This window comes from Bacillus sp. SM2101 (genome assembly GCF_018588585.1).
Lineage (GTDB): Bacteria > Bacillota > Bacilli > Bacillales > SM2101 > Nanhaiella > Nanhaiella sioensis.
The window spans coordinates 49,595-68,553 of record NZ_JAEUFG010000001.1; the positions used below are offsets into that span (position 1 = coordinate 49,595).

At 34.8% G+C, this 18,959-nt stretch carries 21 protein-coding genes; 1 reads left to right on the forward strand and 20 read right to left on the reverse strand.

The genetic code is table 11. The annotated features are described in order from the left end of the window. Position 1: 1 nt before the first annotated feature. The 17 genes from aroC to JM172_RS00345 all read right to left on the reverse strand — a co-directional run bounded on the left by aroC (position 2) and on the right by JM172_RS00345 (position 15,429). Entirely contained in the window at positions 2-1,174 is a 1,173-nt protein-coding gene (aroC, locus tag JM172_RS00265; protein WP_214480041.1) for a chorismate synthase, read from the reverse strand. 316 nt (positions 1,175-1,490) lie between these two features. Beyond that, positions 1,491-2,264, reverse strand: a complete 774-nt coding sequence (locus JM172_RS00270; protein ID WP_214480042.1) for a CheR family methyltransferase — start codon at positions 2,262-2,264, stop codon at positions 1,491-1,493. A gap of 169 nt (positions 2,265-2,433) precedes the next feature. After that, entirely contained in the window at positions 2,434-2,880 is a 447-nt protein-coding gene (ndk, locus tag JM172_RS00275) for a nucleoside-diphosphate kinase (RefSeq protein WP_214480043.1), read from the reverse strand. A 102-nt stretch (positions 2,881-2,982) separates the two neighbouring features. Then, complete coding sequence (gene hepT / locus JM172_RS00280; RefSeq protein WP_214480044.1) at positions 2,983-3,945, reverse strand: heptaprenyl diphosphate synthase component II; 963 nt, start codon at positions 3,943-3,945, stop codon at positions 2,983-2,985. A 68-nt stretch (positions 3,946-4,013) separates the two neighbouring features. Next, positions 4,014-4,715 carry a demethylmenaquinone methyltransferase gene (locus JM172_RS00285; protein WP_214480045.1) on the reverse strand — a complete coding sequence of 234 codons (702 nt, stop codon included), beginning with the start codon at positions 4,713-4,715 and terminating at the stop codon, positions 4,014-4,016. Between the two features lie 4 nt (positions 4,716-4,719). Continuing rightward, a complete protein-coding gene (locus JM172_RS00290) occupies positions 4,720-5,544 on the reverse strand; it encodes a heptaprenyl diphosphate synthase component 1 (RefSeq protein ID WP_214480046.1) in 825 nt (274 codons plus the stop codon). Between the two features lie 423 nt (positions 5,545-5,967). Next, positions 5,968-6,213: a trp RNA-binding attenuation protein MtrB gene (gene mtrB / locus JM172_RS00295; RefSeq protein ID WP_214480047.1), complete on the reverse strand. Its 246-nt coding sequence runs from the start codon at positions 6,211-6,213 to the stop codon at positions 5,968-5,970. Between the two features lie 89 nt (positions 6,214-6,302). Then, positions 6,303-6,869, reverse strand: a complete 567-nt coding sequence (gene folE / locus JM172_RS00300) for a GTP cyclohydrolase I FolE (RefSeq protein ID WP_214480048.1) — start codon at positions 6,867-6,869, stop codon at positions 6,303-6,305. A 259-nt stretch (positions 6,870-7,128) separates the two neighbouring features. Further along, positions 7,129-7,401 carry an HU family DNA-binding protein gene (locus tag JM172_RS00305; RefSeq protein WP_214480049.1) on the reverse strand — a complete coding sequence of 91 codons (273 nt, stop codon included), beginning with the start codon at positions 7,399-7,401 and terminating at the stop codon, positions 7,129-7,131. A gap of 340 nt (positions 7,402-7,741) precedes the next feature. After that, the gene (gene spoIVA / locus JM172_RS00310; RefSeq protein WP_214480050.1) at positions 7,742-9,220 is read right to left on the reverse strand and encodes a stage IV sporulation protein A; all 1,479 of its coding nucleotides are present in this window, start codon (positions 9,218-9,220) and stop codon (positions 7,742-7,744) included. 201 nt (positions 9,221-9,421) lie between these two features. Next, positions 9,422-10,144 carry a hypothetical protein gene (locus tag JM172_RS00315; protein WP_214480051.1) on the reverse strand — a complete coding sequence of 241 codons (723 nt, stop codon included), beginning with the start codon at positions 10,142-10,144 and terminating at the stop codon, positions 9,422-9,424. Between the two features lie 29 nt (positions 10,145-10,173). Next, positions 10,174-10,374 (reverse strand): DUF2768 domain-containing protein, encoded by a 201-nt coding sequence (locus tag JM172_RS00320; RefSeq protein ID WP_214480052.1) that lies wholly within the window; start codon positions 10,372-10,374, stop codon positions 10,174-10,176. A 458-nt stretch (positions 10,375-10,832) separates the two neighbouring features. Next, the gene (locus JM172_RS00325; RefSeq protein WP_214480053.1) at positions 10,833-11,870 is read right to left on the reverse strand and encodes an NAD(P)H-dependent glycerol-3-phosphate dehydrogenase; all 1,038 of its coding nucleotides are present in this window, start codon (positions 11,868-11,870) and stop codon (positions 10,833-10,835) included. A gap of 272 nt (positions 11,871-12,142) precedes the next feature. Next, a complete protein-coding gene (gene der, locus JM172_RS00330; protein ID WP_214480054.1) occupies positions 12,143-13,453 on the reverse strand; it encodes a ribosome biogenesis GTPase Der in 1,311 nt (436 codons plus the stop codon). Between the two features lie 296 nt (positions 13,454-13,749). Next, positions 13,750-13,935 (reverse strand): capping complex subunit for YIEGIA, encoded by a 186-nt coding sequence (locus tag JM172_RS00335; RefSeq protein WP_214480055.1) that lies wholly within the window; start codon positions 13,933-13,935, stop codon positions 13,750-13,752. Then, positions 13,932-14,828: a YIEGIA family protein gene (locus JM172_RS00340; protein WP_214480056.1), complete on the reverse strand. Its 897-nt coding sequence runs from the start codon at positions 14,826-14,828 to the stop codon at positions 13,932-13,934. Before JM172_RS00340 ends, JM172_RS00335 begins: the two co-directional genes overlap by 4 nt. Position 14,829: 1 nt before the next feature. Further along, positions 14,830-15,429 carry a YphA family membrane protein gene (locus tag JM172_RS00345; protein ID WP_214480057.1) on the reverse strand — a complete coding sequence of 200 codons (600 nt, stop codon included), beginning with the start codon at positions 15,427-15,429 and terminating at the stop codon, positions 14,830-14,832. Positions 15,430-15,581: 152 nt separating this feature from the next. Between JM172_RS00345 and JM172_RS00350 the strand changes: the two genes are divergently transcribed. Beyond that, complete coding sequence (locus tag JM172_RS00350; RefSeq protein WP_214480058.1) at positions 15,582-15,722, forward strand: YpzI family protein; 141 nt, start codon at positions 15,582-15,584, stop codon at positions 15,720-15,722. Positions 15,723-16,077: 355 nt separating this feature from the next. Here JM172_RS00350 and fni read toward each other — a convergent pair whose 3' ends face one another. From fni to JM172_RS00365, 3 genes are all read right to left on the reverse strand, one after another. Then, positions 16,078-17,127 carry a type 2 isopentenyl-diphosphate Delta-isomerase gene (fni, locus tag JM172_RS00355; RefSeq protein ID WP_214480426.1) on the reverse strand — a complete coding sequence of 350 codons (1,050 nt, stop codon included), beginning with the start codon at positions 17,125-17,127 and terminating at the stop codon, positions 16,078-16,080. An 11-nt stretch (positions 17,128-17,138) separates the two neighbouring features. Further along, positions 17,139-18,278 carry a 30S ribosomal protein S1 gene (rpsA, locus tag JM172_RS00360; RefSeq protein WP_214480059.1) on the reverse strand — a complete coding sequence of 380 codons (1,140 nt, stop codon included), beginning with the start codon at positions 18,276-18,278 and terminating at the stop codon, positions 17,139-17,141. Positions 18,279-18,362: 84 nt separating this feature from the next. Then, the gene (locus JM172_RS00365; RefSeq protein WP_214480060.1) at positions 18,363-18,956 is read right to left on the reverse strand and encodes a lysophospholipid acyltransferase family protein; all 594 of its coding nucleotides are present in this window, start codon (positions 18,954-18,956) and stop codon (positions 18,363-18,365) included. Between the last annotated feature and the right edge of the window lie 3 nt (positions 18,957-18,959).

Consider the following 18,959-nt stretch of genomic DNA (forward strand, 5'->3'; position numbering starts at 1 on the left):
ATTAAAACTCCTTAGCATACTTCCGCATATTCTCTACATTTTCTTTAATAATGTCTATTCGGTCTTGACCAAATTGTTCAATGATTGCATTTGCAAGTTCCCACGCAACAACAGCCTCTGCAACTACACTAGCAGCTGGAACGGCGCAGCTATCGGATCGTTCAATGCTTGCTGCAAATGTTTCTTTCGTTTCTATATCCACGCTTTGAAGAGGCTTATATAATGTAGGTATAGGCTTCATTACACCACGAACGACAATTGGCATACCTGTTGTCATTCCACCTTCAAATCCTCCTAAATTGTTCGTTTTACGTGTATAACCTTCCTGTTGATCCCAATTTATTTCATCATGAACTTTGCTTCCTGGCATTCTGGCAGCTTCAAACCCAATTCCAAACTCCACACCTTTGAATGCATTGATACTTACAATAGCAGCAGCTATTTTTGCATCTAATTTTCGATCATAATGAACATAACTACCTACTCCCTCAGGCATTCCTTCAACAATCACTTCGACAATACCACCGATGGAGTCACCGTTTTCTTTAGCAGTATCAATTGCATTCATCATTTTCTTCTCTGCTTCCTTATCTACACAACGAACGGGTGAGTCTTCTGTTAGCTGTTGTAATTCTTCAAGCGAATCATACTTCACATTAGAAGCTTTTACACCGCCTATTTCTAATACGTGACCTGCTACCTTTATACCTAATGCTTCAAGCAACTTTTTAGCTACAGCACCAGCAGCTACACGAACAGTCGTTTCCCTTGCTGAAGATCGTTCCAACACATTTCTCATATCTCTATGGCCATATTTCATCGCACCTACTAAATCTGCATGACCTGGCCGGGGCTTTGTAATTTTTCGCTTTACATCTTCTTCTTTTATATCTACAAGAGGTTCAGCTCCCATAATATGCGTCCAATGTTTCCAATCACGATTTTCAACAACTAAGGCTATTGGAGATCCGAGTGTTTTACCGTGTCGTACACCTGAGACAATTTGAACTTGGTCTTTTTCAATTTGCATTCTTCTTCCACGACCATGTCCTTTCTGTCTTCTTGCTAGTTCAATATTAATATCATCTACTAACAGCTCTAAACCAGACGGAACGCCTTCTAATATCGTCGTTAATTGTGGGCCATGCGATTCTCCTGCTGTTAAATACCTCATCTTTCTATCTCCCTTCAATCCTTTAAAGCTTTTATGTGTAACAATATATCATATACAGTAGTTAAAAGGTAGCTTTTTTATCTGTTAAGCTCATTTCGTAGCCTTTGTTGTCATTATTACAACATTATAATAAGGAAGATGAGGTTATTTCTGAACCCCATCTGCGAAAAGATGCCACAAATCTAGTTGTAACAGTTTATAGCTTTTGTTCGGGCAGTAATTAATGCACAAACAGCCATCTTTTAAAAAAGAATTCATCAAATTGACGAACTCTTTTCTAGTAATTCTTTATTATCTTGCTTATCTGTTTTCAAACTTAAACCTTACGGTAAAAAAAGGTATTTTCAGAATCGAATCCGTATTTATTAGGAGTGAAAATTTGTTCAGTACTGCCTACAAAGAAAATACCATCAGTTTGAAGTGAATTAGAAAATTTTTGATACAAGTGATCTTTTGCTTCCTCAGTAAAATATATAAGCACATTTCGGCAAACAATTAAATCAAAATTGTTTTCAAACTGATCAGATAGTAAATTTTGCTTTTTAAAATGGACTGCACTTTTTATTTCATCTGATAACTTATAATATGCTCTATCTTTACTAAAGTATTTCCTTTTTATTTCTTCTGGTACCTCCATCAAAGATCGCTCAGGATACAAACCAATTTTAGCTTTTCGAATAACATTTTCATCTAAATCAGTTGCTAATATGGAAAACCTGGAAAGGGGTAAATATTTTGATAGAATCATAGCTATTGTATAAGGCTCTTCTCCTGTAGAACAAGCAGCACTCCATATTTTTAATCGTGAGCGACCATTCAATATTTTAGGCAACACTTTTTCTTCAAATATACTCCACCTGTTAGCATTTCGATAAAATTCTGAAACATTAATTGTAATTCTATCTAAAAATTCGTCATATAATTTTTCATCGCTTCCAAAGGCGCGAAAGAAATCCTGAAAATTTGTAAACCCTCTTTTTTCATACAGAGATGTTAACCTTCTTTTCATTTGTGCTTCTTTATATAGAGATAAATCAATTCCAGTTTTCCTTTTAATATTTTCTATAAATTGTATGTAATCTCGTGACATACTTATTACTCCTCTAACATGAACTCAATGGATAGTACTATTAATTTCGATGTAAATCATAGTAAAGAAATTTCGAGGGGAATCAGCGGCTGGACATTAAAAAGTGAATATTGCAAATCGATTAACGGTAAATGATATAAAAACCAGCCCTATGTGAGCTGGCAATCAATTAGTATATCCATTCATTTATTAACTTACTATAATCTACTAACTCATCTTCTGTAAAAAACAAATTGACTTCACGTTCAGCACTCTCAGGTGCATCAGAACCATGAATGATATTCTTACCTACTGTCAAACCGAAATCTCCACGAATTGTTCCTGAAACAGCATCTTTAGGGTTAGTTGATCCCATCATTTGCCTAGCAGTTGCAATAACATTATCCCCTTGCCACACCATTGCGAACACAGGACCTGAAGTGATAAAATCTACTAATTCTCCAAAAAAAGGACGCTCCTTATGTTCAGCGTAATGCTGTTCTGCGAGTTCGGTTGGTATTGCCATTAATTTTGCACCTACAAGTTGAAAGCCCTTTCTTTCAAATCGTGAAATAATTTCCCCAATTACATTGCGTTGTACTCCGTCTGGTTTTACCATTAAAAATGTTCTTTCCATGACTTTCTTCCACCCCTACAATATTGTCAAATAGGTTGTCAAATATAGTTCAACCAATCAAAATATTACCACTGTTTCTATAGTTTAGCAACAGTTCTGGGCCTAGATTTTTCGTTTTCCTATGTACTTTGCTATATTATAAAGGGCTGTTTTTGCTTTACCAGACGGTAAACTATCAAGAACAACAAGAGCTTTTTGTAAGTATTTATCACTTATTTCAATCGATCGTTCAATTGCTCCTGATTGCTTTATAAGAGATATAATATGATTCATTTCTTCCTTTGTCGTTTTTGGATTTATGTTTATTATTTCGTTGTAAATTTCTTTGTTTTCCATTGCAAACAATGCTGGCAGTGTCACATTTCCTTGTTGTAAATCACTACCTGAAGGCTTACCGAGCTGAGCCTCTGTTTCAGTGAAGTCTAATACATCATCTGTAATTTGATATGACATTCCAACATAATAACCAAACCAAAATAATGATTCACATATGTCATCATCCGCATTTGCAGCAACTGCTCCTAACTGGCAGCTAACTGCAATTAACAACGCTGTTTTCCTTTTAATACGTCTCAAATATGTGCGAAGGTCTTGATGAAAATTATATTTGTCCTTAATTTGTTCAATTTCTCCAACACATACCTCAACTATCGCTTTCGATAAAATCTGTTGAGCAGATATATTTTCAACATTAGACATCAGTTCTAATGACCTGGCAAAAATATAATCTCCAGTGTACATAGCAATACGGTTATCCCATTTTGCTTTGATCGTTTGTTTTCCTCTTCGTAAGGTAGAATCGTCAATTACATCATCATGAACGAGCGATGCCATATGAATTAACTCTAATGACATTGCAACGTATTTAATTTGATCTATTTGGTAATCGCCAAATTTACCCCCAAGTAAGACAAAAACTGGGCGAATCCGCTTACCCCCAGCCTGTAATAAGTGCAATGATGCCTGACTCAACAGAGGATGTTCAGACTTAATCGACTTTTCTAATTCTTTTTCAACAATATTTATATCAGTATTTAAAAATGAATACATCATTTTTAACTTCATGCTCTTCACCTTATTCATAGAAAAAATCTAAAATGTATGTCATATGATATATCTTTTGGCTAACTTTTTCACTTGTACCCTAAGTGCATCGCAGCAACGCCGCCAGTAAATGCTTTATATTCAACTTTGTTAAATCCTGTCTTTTCAAACATTTTCGCTAATTCTTTCATTCCTGGAAATTCACGTGCAGATTCCTGCAACCAAGAATATTCTTTGAAGCTTTCTGCAAACAACTTACCAAATATCGGCATAACGAATCGGAAATATAAATAATACCCTTGACGAAACACAGGTAGTGTCGGTTGAGACGTCTCTAAACAGACAACATTCCCTCCTGGCTTAACCACGCGATACATTTCATGAAGAACTTGCATATAATCAGGTACATTCCTTAGTCCAAAACCAATTGTAACATAGTCAAACGAATTATCATCAAAAGGTAATTCCATCGCATTGCCATGGATAAGGTCAATATTAGTTAAGCCTAAAGAATTAACTTTGTCCTGCCCAATTTTTAACATGTTTTTACTGAAATCTAAGCCAGTTACTTGACCAGTTTTCCCAACTGCTTCGGCAAGTGCAATCGTCCAATCCCCTGTACCACAACATACATCGAGCGCTTTTGCACCTTCTTGAACATTCATTTTTTTCATCGTTGCTACTCGCCATTTAATATGCTTCTTAAAGCTAATAATCGAATTCATCTTATCATAATTATCATGGATTTTCTCAAAAACATGGTGTACACGTTCTTCTTTAGATTGTTGCATAATCCTACCCTTCTTCCACTATCTTTTTTACCGTAAAAAAGTTTTCATACATTAGCTGCTCAATTCGATTAGCCATAATATGTTTAATGATAGGATTTCCTTCTAACCCTTTGTCTATTAAATTCTTAGTTTGTATGATTTGAGTTTCACACATATGTATTAACTGTGACTTTATACCATCTCTTTTATCATGTATATCTTTGTGATTTAATTGAAAGATAACTCTTTTACATGAGTCAAAGAAAAGAGAGTGTTCGTTGTTAAGGAATTTTTTTCTTTCTATCAGAAGCCTTTTAAATAACAGAAAGTGAGCAGAAATTTCTTTCCAAAATGGTTTGTCAAATAATTCTGATACGTTTTGAAACAATGATGACTCAACAACCTTTAAACTATTCATCAGCTCATCTAAAGAATCTAGCTTATTTTCATATAGCTTAATTTTATGCTCGTTAATCATTTTTATAGCGCTTGCTATCGTTGAAATCAATGAAATATCCTCAGCTTGTGATAAAATCTTGTAATATAATCCACTATAATAATCACCAGCCAAAATTGTTAGCTGTCGTTCAGTAAGATGGTCACTATGTTTTTCTTCTACATTTGTAACCGTATCATGGGTATCAAGGGAAATTTGTACAAGCATGATTGCTATCATATATTCAGAAACTGTTTTATTAGATAATTCTAATTCTTGAAGTACTGAATATAGAAGCAACATTTTATCCTCGTCAATTATAGGTGCATTAATATGCTTAAATAGAAAAGGATAGTGTATCATATCTGTAATTTCTTCTTTAAATAATGCAACTTTTCCCCAGATGTCTTCCAATTAAATCACCCTTGTTTCCCATATATTTACACCGTGCTAATTACTAAATTCCAGTGACCATTATAACATAACTTTTAAAGAAATAACTATTTTCTTCGAAACAGTTATACATAGACTTTATTGACAATCGCTTCGCCTTTTTCCCAAAAAGAGATCGTTCTTTCTAGGAAGCAGCGAAGCGACATGTTTTGTAATATGTACTTGGTAACAGCTTAATTTAGTTATTTCGTTATTGATTGTGTTCTTCTAACTATGAAAAAAACATTTATCATTAGTTCGAAGCACCTTTCTCTTTATAACGATGACACTCATAATTAAGCTAATCTAGTTGAGCTAATTGTTAACATAAGTAACAAAAATGAGCCTTATCAAAAAAACTAGCAAGAAGGATAATGTTATATAGTAATTTCCTACATACATTTATTATTCTTGTCTGTTTTTGCGTGTTGGCTCTGATTTCATTTCGCCATGTTGTGTTTGAACAATAGCATTTCCTCTAATTTTAATTGCAGATGTATGTTCGGTAAATTGAGCAATCATAACTTCTCCATTATCCAGCTTCTCTGAATGATGAAAACGCGTGTCAGTACCACGGGTAAGTCCGATCACATTCACACCATCTTCAATGGCTTTAATCACAATATAATCACCATTGTTATTTTTATTCACAATACAACCTCCTGAACTTTCTATATGTTATATAACATAAAACTACTCGTTTGAATGGTTAGTAATTTTTAGAAAGTCATCATTTCTTATTATGATTTAATAAGTGATAATACTTCATTTCTAGCAATATGATCGTTTTCGTATCTGCCTCTTGCAGCAGTTGTTATTGTTTGAGATCCTGGCTTTTTTACCCCACGCATGGTCATACACATATGTTCGGCTTCAACTACAACCATTGCACCGTATGGTTCTAAGGTTTCCATGATTGAATCTGCAATTGTGGAAGTAATTCTCTCTTGAAGTTGTGGTCTTTTAGCAACAGCTTCAACCGCTCGAGCTAATTTACTTAACCCAGTTACCTTCCCTCCCCTAGGTAGGTACGCAACATGAGCCTTTCCGAAAAAAGGTACAAAATGATGCTCACACATTGAATAAAACGGTATATCTTTGACAAGTACTAGCTCTTCATGATCCTCACTAAAAATTGTTTGAAAATGCTCTTTTGGATCTTCATTTAAGCCAGCAAAAACCTCTGCATACATTTTCGCTACACGCTTTGGAGTATCGAGTAATCCCTCTCTATTTGGGTCTTCTCCAACAGCTTCTATAATTAATTTCATTGCATGTTCTAGTTGTTCATAATTAATATTTGCCATTCAATAAATCCTCCTACGATTGTATACTATCGTCGTAATCAGATTCTAGCATAACGACAACATTAAAGTAAAGGATTGCGCAACCAGCGCAAAAAAATAAGTGCTTACTCTAACGACTGTTTTAGATGCTAACATTCATTATCAAATCTACTTGGCATCCTTAGAGCAGATTCTTATCTTACGACATACGAAAAGAGGAACTACATAACAGTCGTTCCTCTTTGTGTGTGCTATATTGATTCTACCAACTATGTAAATATTATTTTACAGCGTCTTTAAGTGCTTTCCCTGGTTTGAATGCAGGTACTTTACTTGCTGGGATTTCGATTTCCTCACCAGTTTGAGGATTACGTCCTTTACGAGCAGCACGCTCACGTACTTCAAAGTTACCAAAACCAATTAGTTGTACTTTGTCACCAGTTTTAAGTGTCTCTAAGATTGTATCAAAAACAGCATCTACAGCTTTTGTTGCATCCTTCTTTGAAAGTTCACTTGATTCAGCTACAGTATTAATTAATTCTGCTTTATTCATGACATTCACCTCCTCCCAAAGATGTATGTTATATAAAAAGCTATCTTGTCAACATTTTTTCACATTTTAAACTAATTCTATACATCTTAATAATAGCATTTTCTTACCATGCATAATGTTATATGAAAAATTGACAGAATTCAATATGTTTGACTAATAATCTTTAGATAGACAATCACTATTAAAATGCGCCTTTACTGTTAAAAGATTATCACACTGGAACAGTCATAGCAAGCATATTTTAGCTTAAAGACCACCTATTTCAGTCATTCCCAATAATTAGGTTGTTTCATATTTTCAAATAGCAACAATAAAAAAGACCCCTTATGGAGTCTTTGAATTATAGAATAATGGCTATTAATCCACCTGATCCTTCATTAATGATTCTTTCTAATGTTTCTTGTAATTTATATCTTGCATTCTCAGGCATTAAAGAAAGCTTCGCTTGAATCCCTTCTCTCACTAATGAACTTAACGACCTACCGAATATATCAGAATTCCAAATTGATAATGGATCTTCTTCAAAATCCTGCATTAGATATCGAACAAGCTCTTCACTTTGTTTTTCAGTACCTATGATTGGAGCAAATTCAGATTCGACATCTACTTTAATCATATGGATCGAAGGAGCTACAGCTTTCAATCTTACTCCAAATCTCGACCCTTGTCTAATGATTTCTGGCTCATCCAAGCTCATATCTGATAGAGCTGGTGCAGCAATCCCATAGCCAGTTTGTTTTACCATTTTAAGTGCATCAGCTACTTGGTCATATTCTGATTTTGCATAAGCAAAATCTTGCATCAATTGTAGTAAGTGATCTTTCCCTCGAATCTCAACTCCAACAACTTCTTTCAAAATTTGATCATATAGATCATCTGGGGCAAATAAATCAATTTCCGCAACACCTTGCCCCATTTCTATCCCAGCTAAACTTGCCTTATCAATAAAATCATATTCACTAAATTGACCTACAACGCGGTCAACATCTCTTAGCCTCTTTATATCCTTTACAGTATCTTTTACTGATTCCTGATAGCTTTCTCTTAACCAATGCTCATCTCTTAAAACCATTACCCAGCTCGGTAAATTTACATTCACTTCAAGCACAGGAAATTCGTAAAGAGCTTCCCTCAACACATTATATACATCCGTATCTCTCATACTTTCTACGCTCATTGCTAATACAGGGATATCGTACTTCTCTGTTAGTTTTCTTCTAAGCTCTTCAGTTTCTGGATGATGCGGCCTAACCGTATTAATTACCATAATAAAAGGTTTACCTACCTCTTTTAACTCTTCCATAACCCTTTCTTCAGCTTCGATATAGTCCATTCTAGGAATCTCACCAATGGAACCATCGGTTGTTATGACGACGCCGATTGTAGAGTGCTCTTGAATAACTTTTCTAGTCCCTATTTCAGCCGCTTCATGGAATGGAATAGGTTCTTCATACCATGGCGTATTAATCATTCTTGGTCCATTCTCATCCTCATACCCTTTGGCTCCTGGTACAGTATAACCAACACAATCTACTAATCTAACATTTACATCAAGGCCTTCTTCGACATGTACTGATACCGCCTGATTTGGTACAAACTTCGGTTCAGTAGTCATAATTGTTTTCCCGGCTGCACTTTGTGGTAATTCGTCTTGTGCACGCGCTTTATCAGCTTCGTTACCAATATTAGGTAATACAACGAGTTCCATAAACTTTTTAATAAAAGTAGATTTTCCCGTCCTAACAGCACCTACCACACCTAAATAAATATCTCCACCAGTGCGTTCTGCGATATCTTTAAAAATATCTACCTTTTCCAAATGATTCCCTCCCGGTCTTAGAGTTCTTGGAATATATTTAATCCAGTTATTTGATAATAGGGGACATTATATGTTTATGATGTTGTCCTATTTATTTATGACTATTATGAACAATTTTTTTAATGGCATACAATGACCTAAACAAAGGATTACTAAAAAACCCTTCACTTAGATTGTATTCCTAAGTAAAGGGTTCATGACTTATTTATATAAAAAAATTGGTTCGCCATTTTTAGGATCAATTGTATAAGGCATCGAATACGCTGGCACAAATATTGACTGATCCACTAATATATGCCTAATATCTTCATCTTGGTTAAAAGAGTAGTCTTCCTCTTGTAATACTTTAAATAAATCTATTTTATAATCAACATAAACTTCTGTATCAGACGCTATGATTAATGGAAGATTGAGTCCTGAAAATGGACTGACTACAAACGGTGGCTCTTCATATCCTAATTTCCCATAATCCAGAGTAAAGACACCCTCATCAACTACTTCTTTATATGGAGGGTAACCATTTGATTGTCTATAGAACATTAAACGTGTATTTAATTCTCTAATTTGCTCCGCTATCCTTAAATCTAGAAGTTTTACCATAGGGTTTGTTTCAACATCTACAAGAACATATGAAAACAGTCCACCGCTTTCATACGCTGTTCCTGGCGTTTCTGATAAATAACGTGGGACTAGCTTGTTAAAGTCGATTGGATACTTTTGATATATAGGAGTAGATGCCTCTCTCGTTTTTATCGGCAACAATCCTTGCTGGTCCTTTTGATAATTAACCACTGCTTCCTGAACATCTGATACTTGATTTTCGAGTGGGATTTGATTATTTTCCAAGTTAGCTTCAGGGTATAAACATCCCGATAGTAACATAAGAAGTAATAGTGTAACCCCACTGTTAATGAATAATTTCATTGTAAATCATTCCTTAATTTTATGTATATCTATTCACTTACAGGACCACTAAAAACAACAAAAAAGATAATAATACCTGCTAACACCATGAAACAATACGCAAAAAGTGCAACAATACCTTTCAACACACCTTTTAACTTAAATCTACTAAAATATATCGCTATAATAGCAAGAAACATAAAGCCCATAGCTGCAAGCGATATCCACATTTTAAACATTCCTGGTGACATTCTTAACTATCTCTCCTTTTTAAAACCATATTATATCTTACCACATGAAAATGTTATCAACAATGAGAAATCAGTAAGTTCTTTGGATATTAAGCACTCCTGTTGAAAACCATTAACTAAACGGCTCCTTTGCTTTGCGGAAAGGGTTGAGTGGCTGTGGTCGAAGTTGCAAAAGTTATACAATTAGCACCTTCGAGTCGTTGGATGACCACGATTAACGCCTCTACATATCTTAAATACAAGCTTTAGTTAAATTACAATCACAGCTTATCCTATTTCATCATCAGAAAATGCTGAAGTAAAGAGGGGCAGCTCTACTCCAGCATATGACAATGTAACCCATTTCGCTTAGCTCAAGCTCATATGGTCGTACGTTCCATTTTATGCGAAAATGAACTATGTTGTATCATCAACTGCCCATTTTTTATTACATTTAGCAATAAATATGTACCCTTTAGCTAATTATTATTAATACTTATGATATTTAAAAGTTCCTCCATCTCACCAGTTCTTGTTCGTTGCATGAGTGAATCAAGAGCTTCTTTTGCAGTTTTATCTTCAAACAGAACATCGTACAGCGCGTTTGTAATCGGCATTGTCACATCCATTTTGTTCGCAAGTTGATAGGCTGCTTTGGTCGTACGGACACCTTCAACGACCATACCTAAATTGTCTAATACCTCTGAAAGGCTTTCTCCCTTTCCAAGCATATGACCTGCTTTCCAATTTCTTGAATGAACACTTGTACAAGTTACAATTAAATCTCCAATCCCAGTTAAACCAGCAAATGTTAATGGATTTGCACCCATCGCACTACCTAAGCGGGTGATTTCAGCTAATCCTCGAGTAATTAGGGCAGCTTTCGCATTATCCCCATAGCCTAAACCATCAGTAATCCCGGCAGCAAGCGCAATGATATTCTTTAGTGCCCCACCAATTTCAACACCTAATAAATCTGGATTCGTGTAAACTCTAAAGTGTTGATTAATAAATATATCTTGAATATTTTCAGCTATATCCATATTTTTAGAAGTTACTGTTACAGTAGTTGGGTGACGTAAACTTACTTCCTCTGCGTGGCTTGGTCCAGAAAGAACTACAACGTCTGTCAAAAGACTTTCAGGGAGTTCTTGCTCTATTATTTCTGAAATTCTTAATAAAGTATCTGGTTCTATACCTTTACTTACTGAGACAATTGTAATCGGCTCAGAAATAATTTGTTTAACCTTTTTAAGCGTATCTCTTATCGCTTTCGTTGGAACCGCTAATACAACAGTCCTCACATTTTGTAAAGCTTCTGTTAAAGAGCTATATCCAATAATTTTTGGTGATAATTCAATTTCTGGTAAATACTGTGTATTCATATGAGCGGTATTTATTTCATCAATTTGCTTCTTATTTCTCCCCCATATCCGTACATCATGACCATTATCAGCTAGTACCATTGCTAGAGCTGTTCCCCAACTTCCTGAACCTATTACTGCAATACTATCCATTTTTCCACACCCTTCTTGATTATCTCATAACTTTATGGATGTTTTACACTTTAATTGTTGCTATTCATACTAAGAAATATCTACGTATAAACCAAGTGTTCGTGGCATATTTGCTTATTCAAAAAATGATGTTAACTAAATAAATTCAATATTTTTTTAATTTAATACAATTTAAGTTATTAAGGGTAATCGGTGGATGATTTAAGGGCTCGTAATATCCAATATTACCCTCTCCTTACGATCAAATGCTATAAACACTTACATTTCATACCCTATTTACGGGAACGTGCAAATATTTTTATAGGTGTCCCTTCAAAACCAAAAGCATCACGAATACGATTTTCTAAAAAACGTTCATACGAAAAATGCATTAACTCAGGGTCATTTACGAATATAGCAAAAGCAGGAGGCTTAACTGCTACTTGTGTAGCGTAGTAAATCTTCAAACGGTTGCCGTTACTAGTTGGTGTTGGATTCATCGCTACAGCATCCATAATTACATCATTTAAGATATTCGTTTGAACTCGTAGCGAGTGATTTTCGCTTGCCAAACCGATCATCGGAAGAAGCGTATGCATACGTTTCTTCGTTTTTGCAGATAAAAATACAATTGGTGCATAATCCAAGAATAAAAAGTGATCCCGAATTTTCTGTTCAAATTCACGCATCGTTTTTTCATCCTTATGAATTGTATCCCACTTATTCACTACTATCACAATGGCTCTTCCTGCATCGTGGGCATAGCCAGCGATTTTTTTATCCTGTTCTATGATTCCTTCTTCAGCATTGAGTACGACTAATACAACATCAGATCTGTCTATCGCTTTTAACGCTCGAAGCACACTATACTTTTCAGTGCTTTCATATACTTTCCCCTTTTTTCTCATCCCTGCTGTATCAATAATAACATAGTCTTGCCCATTGAACTGATATTCAGTATCAATTGCATCTCTTGTCGTTCCAGCTATATCACTTACAATTACACGATCTTCTCCTAAAATAGCGTTAACTAATGAAGATTTTCCAACATTCGGTCTACCTATAAGTGAAAACCTAATAATTTCATCATCATATTCTTCAACTAAATCTTTTGGGAAGTGAGCTGCGACAGCATCTAACATATCTCCTAACCCTAAGCCATGAGTACCTGAAATAGGAAATGGTTCACCGAAACCTAGTCCATAAAAATCATAAATTTGATCTCTCATTTCAGGATTATCTACTTTATTAACAGCTAAAACTACTGGTTTTTTAGATCGATATAATATTTTTGCTACTTCTTCATCTGATGCCGTGATGCCATCTCTACCATTTGTCATAAAAATGATAACATCAGCCTCTTCAATCGCAATTTCTGCTTGGTGACGGATTTGCTCTATAAAAGGCTCATCACCTATATCAATCCCACCTGTATCAATAATATTAAAATCAAAATTCAACCATTCAGCTGAGCTGTATATTCTATCTCGTGTTACTCCAGGTATATCTTCGACAATAGAAATCCGCTCGCCTGCTAATCGGTTAAAAATTGTTGATTTCCCTACATTTGGTCTACCTACAATTGCAACAACTGGTTTAGTCATAATTTTGTCAACCTCTCTCTGTTATCTATATTAAAAATATGAATGTCGTATTTGAATCAAAGTGCTTTTATATCAATCATATATATAATAAAGAAGTAATGCTAATAAATAAACCCTTCAATAATGAAGGGTTTAACTTTTATATATTATCAGAAAACCAACAACAGGACAAACCCCTTAGTGAACTTGAACAAGTTAAAAAGTACATTCTTCAAGATTGAAATCTCTCTCGATAATAAATACCATCTGTATAATCAGAACACATACAAAGGTAAGGGCGATTACAGCATCTTATTTTAATGTTTTACAATGATATATAAATCATCGCTCAAACCATGTGCAATTCCGTCTAAAATTGCTTCCAAATTTGCCGCAACCTTTTCCATTTCTGCTGTACTATCACAAGTAAACGTAGGGGCTCCTCCTGCTACCTTATTACTTTTTGTAGTAATTACTGCAAGAATATACTTTTCGAGATTCATTTAAGCTCACGCCCCTTTTCATTAGCTTTAGATTCTGTAGGCATACGAATTGCACTTTCTAATGTAGGTACTTCACCAATGATCTCCCTTGCTTTTACTACGTCTTTTTCCTGTGGTAAAATAAAAATGCCAACCCTACCATCATCTAAATCTCGTTTTGCTAAAGGAATGAGCGCAGGTGTACCAGAATCTCTATATACACCTAATGCGGTAGATATATCATGGAGAATCGCTTGGCGTTGTCCTAAATTCGCGATCGTTGAACGGGCATCGAAATTTTTGGGAGATAAAATAAAACCCATTCCGTATTGTAGTACCTCTTCTTGTCTCTTTGGTAACCCGATATTCATAATATAGATATCATCTACATACAATCCACTTCCATCAAATCGAGGCTCAACATATTCCACACTTACTATTTCCTTTAATTTTCCACCAGTCATCAACTTTCTTGATAAGCCAATTGCGATAAACCCAACTATTGTTCCAGCCAGCATCCCAAACGCTAAATAGGTTAATGTTGCAATGAGCGAAGTAAAAATAACTAAATAATTGCGACCTTCAAAAGCGATTGCTATTCCTTCAATATAAGTACTACCTCTTGGAACTAGTTCATATTGATCTAGTTCATTTAATGTATTTCTTTCCATATTCCTTACTTCCCGAAATTGTGATGCAGCTAATGCTAAAAAAGTAATTGCAGAAAAATCTTCTTCCATAATGGCAGGTACAGCAATTGTTCCTAAACCTGCAGCGATAAACCCAAGAGCTATATGAATAATCTTGCCATGAAGGTATGTCGGATATTGCCTATAATCTGTACGAAGCATATATAAACGTGCAATAGTACCAAAAATGACACCAAATAAAATAGGATACGTATATTCATTCATCTTAGCCTTGTTTCTCCTTTATGTTTTTATGAATTAACAGATCAAAATATTTTGTAAAATATTCAAACGCAGCCCAACTCATAATTAAAAATAACCCTATGGAGACTACATCTAGAAAATTAAGTGAACCAATCTCATAATAAAAGTTAAATCTCTGTAAAATGATAAAGTATAATAACTCACCGTGACATAATCCGGTTACAAATAAAACCACTCTATCTTTTGCATTTTTAGCAAGCATAAAAGTGACATATACTAATGGGATAGATAGCATCCACTTTCGATCAAATAAAACCCAAACGGGATCAAACAACTCAAATAAATGAAAGCTAACATAAGCAAATGTAATGGTAATCATTGAAATAAACGTATATATTTGTTGGTTCCAGCGCTTTTTAGATATGACTGCATAACATACGACTAGTAACATTACATAACTATATGACACAGACATGCTGTCATTTTTTAACGTACTTACCGAAAGTATGATTGTTAATAATGCAACTATCGCTATCATTAATCTCTTCGTACTCTTATTTAGACAAAAAGTTGCTATAACCCACAAAGACCAAAAGAACCAATAAAAAAATTGTCCCTCCACGACCAATTCTCCCTTCATAACCATTATTGCTACAAAACAAAAAATTTAATCCAATTAAATGAAAAACATCATGAATAGATAGCTTTATTAAAACGAATATTAGAATTATCTTGTTAGTGTTATTTAAAAACAAACAACTTGGAGGTTATTGAATGGGAAAAGATCGACAGGAAAAAAAACTGCAAAAAAGGAAGCAAACTGAATCTGATAGAGATCAAGCTCTACATTACCGTGGTGCAACAGAACTTGAGAGTCCTAGTCAAGCTAGATTACGCAATGGGCAAGAACAGTAACACCTGAGTGTTTGTTGTTTTCTAAAGGTAGCTACAGAAAGACCATTGCATAAAACTCATTTAGCCGTTGTAATTTAATCGAACAAAATAAAACATCCTTATAAAAAGGATGTTTTCGCAATGATTGTTATTTTCGTATTAAGATATAAATACGTACGTAACTAGATTTCGGGGCGCCTTTTCTAAAAACGATGACATACGCATTAAACCAGTTGTTGCGATAAAAGAGGCTGGGACAAAACCCAATATAAAATGAAGAAACCGCACGAAATCAAATTTAAAAACCTTGATTTCATGCGGTTTTATTTTTGCGTAATATATAATAATCAGTTAGTTTTCAACTTATGTCCCAGCCTTATCTTTTACTATATTGACTTATATTAATTCCTCTTTGACATAGCCATTGATACGTATCCCCTTTAATGACTAAAGGGCTATGTTGAAGTTCTGGAATCGTTCTCGTACCTAAAGCTGTCATAATTATCTTTAAATGCTCTTTAAGCTTCGTAATCTCATCGATTAAGCCGTGTAAACCATGGTTAGTTAATATTGATAAAAAGTAACCAGCAAAAGCAGTTACATTTCCTCCTAGCGCAATTGCCTTGGCCACATCTAAAGCATTTTGTATGCCACCAGACGCTACGATTGAAAGTTCAGATTGGCTAGCTCGCACCTCACAAATAGAAGCAGCTGTTGGAATCCCCCAATTATCAAAGTAACTTAATGTGTCTATACGCCTCTTATTTTCAATCTTAGAAAAGTTAGTTCCTCCGTATCCACCTACGTCAATGATTTTCACACCAATATCAAACAACTGTTGAGCTGTTTCTTTACTTATACCGAAGCCAACTTCTTTAACTAAAACAGGAACCTCTAATCCATGTACGATTTTTTCAATTCTATGTAACGCACTTGTAAAGTCACGATCACCTTCGGGCATAATTAGCTCTTGGATTACATTTAAGTGTATTTGTAAGCCATTAGCCTCGATCATTTCAACTACTCGCTGTGCATCCTGCACCGTAGCTTCACTACCGATATTTGCGAAGACAATCCCATTCGGATTTACCTTTCTAATGATTTGAAACGATTCTTTTTCAGCTGGATCTTTAAGTGCTGACATTCCTGAGCCAACACCCATGGCAACATTACATTCATTAGCAGCTATAGCAAGGCTTTTATTTATCTTTGTCGTTTCCTCTCCACCACCACCAGTCATTCCATTGATAAAAATAGGCGAACTTAACTTAAGTTCGCCTAATTCTGTACTAACATCAATATTGTCTAATGCTATATTTGGTAAGCTCTGGTGGACAAACTGGACATCATCGAAACCATTATTTCGCTTCTGCCCTGTTTCAAGTGCAAACAATATATGCTCTTGCTTCCTTTTTGCTCTACTCAAATCCATCACCATTATTTAAATTCGTTTAGTTTATCACCAATGACTTCGCCTAACTGAAACCCTGTATTTTCCTCTAAAGCTTGATAATTACTTTCTACTTCTTCTTTCACATTTTCCTCAAGTTCTTTAATACTTAACGAAATTCGTTTTTCAGCTTCGTTAACATCTAATACCTTCACTTTAACGCTTTGGTCTTCCTTCAACACTTCATGAGGTGTTCCTATATGAGAGTTTGATATTTGAGAAATATGAACGAGCCCCTCTACTCCTGGTAATACCTCTACAAATGCACCAAATGATACTAGTCTCTTAACCGTTCCTTCAAGAATATCACCAGCTTTTAACTTATCAGAAATGTTTGACCATGGGCCAGGCAAAGTTTCTTTTATTGACAGGGATATACGTTCATTATCTCGATCAACAGCCAATATTTTCACATTAACCTCTTGACCTACTTCAACAACTTCTGCCGGCTGTTCTACTCTATTGTGTGAGAGTTGTGAAATATGTACAAGACCATCAACTCCACCAATATCAACAAAAACCCCAAAGTTCGTTAATCTTTGGACTGTTCCCTCTAACACTTGACCTTCGTGTAAAGTATTTAGTAGTTGTTGTTTTTTCGTTTCTATTTCTTCTTCAACGACAGCTCTGTGTGACAAAATAACTCTATTTTTATCTCTATCTAACTCGACTACTTTAAATGTTAATTGCTTACCCTTATATTCCGTGAAATCATCTACATAAAATTTTTCCACAAGAGATGCTGGAATAAATCCTCTTACGCCAATATCTACAACTAGTCCACCTTTTACAACGTCTTTTACTTCTGCCTCAATAATTTCACCAGATTCAAATTTTTGTTGTAAATCATCCCATGCTTGATCAGCATCAATTTCTTTTTTAGACAAAATTAATGCATCTTCTTCTACTTTCTTAACCTTTACTGTTAACATATCATCAACTGAAACTACATCACTTGCTTTTTCTACATGTAAACTAGATAGTTCACTTATTGGAATGATACCACTTAGTTTACTACCTTCTACATCAATATATACTTGCTTTTCTTCTACCTTTGTGATTTGTCCTTTTACTACATCGCCAACTTCAAAGGTTGTTACTTCCACTTGATTCAAATCCTCAGTCATCTCTATTTACCTCCTTAATTCCCCAACAACAGCTTTAAAAGTTCTTTTTAATAACTTCTTACAAATAAAACCTTTTGTCAAGTGTTAACTTGCTTTAACATCATAATTTTCAAGAATTTCACCAATTGCATTCATAATTACATCGGTCACTTCACTTGCTGATGCTTTTTGTTTACGCATCTCAGTAATATCAACAGGCCGCCCATAAACCACATAAAGCTTACGAAACGGTTTATACGGTCCAATGATCGCACATGGTACTACAAGTGCATTTGATCGGAGTGCAAAGAACCCAACGCCAGCTAAACCTTTACCGAGATTTCCTTCTTTATTTCTAGTGCCTTCAGGAAATATTCCTAATGCTTTATTATCATTTAATATTGCTAAGCCATTCCTAATAGCGCTCCTGTCACCCATGCCACGCTTTACTGGAAAAGCATTTAAATTGCTAATCGCTGTTTTTAATATTGGCACTCGAAAAAGTTCTTCTTTTGCCATAAAATGAATAGGTCTAGTTGAAGTAATGCCAACAACGGGTGGATCTAATACAGATATGTGGTTTGAACAAATTAATACTGATCCTTCTTTAGGGATATTTTCTGATCCGATAATTTTTATGCGAAATAACGGCTTTAATATCCCCCAAACAATATTTTTTGCTATTGTATAAAAAGCCAACCT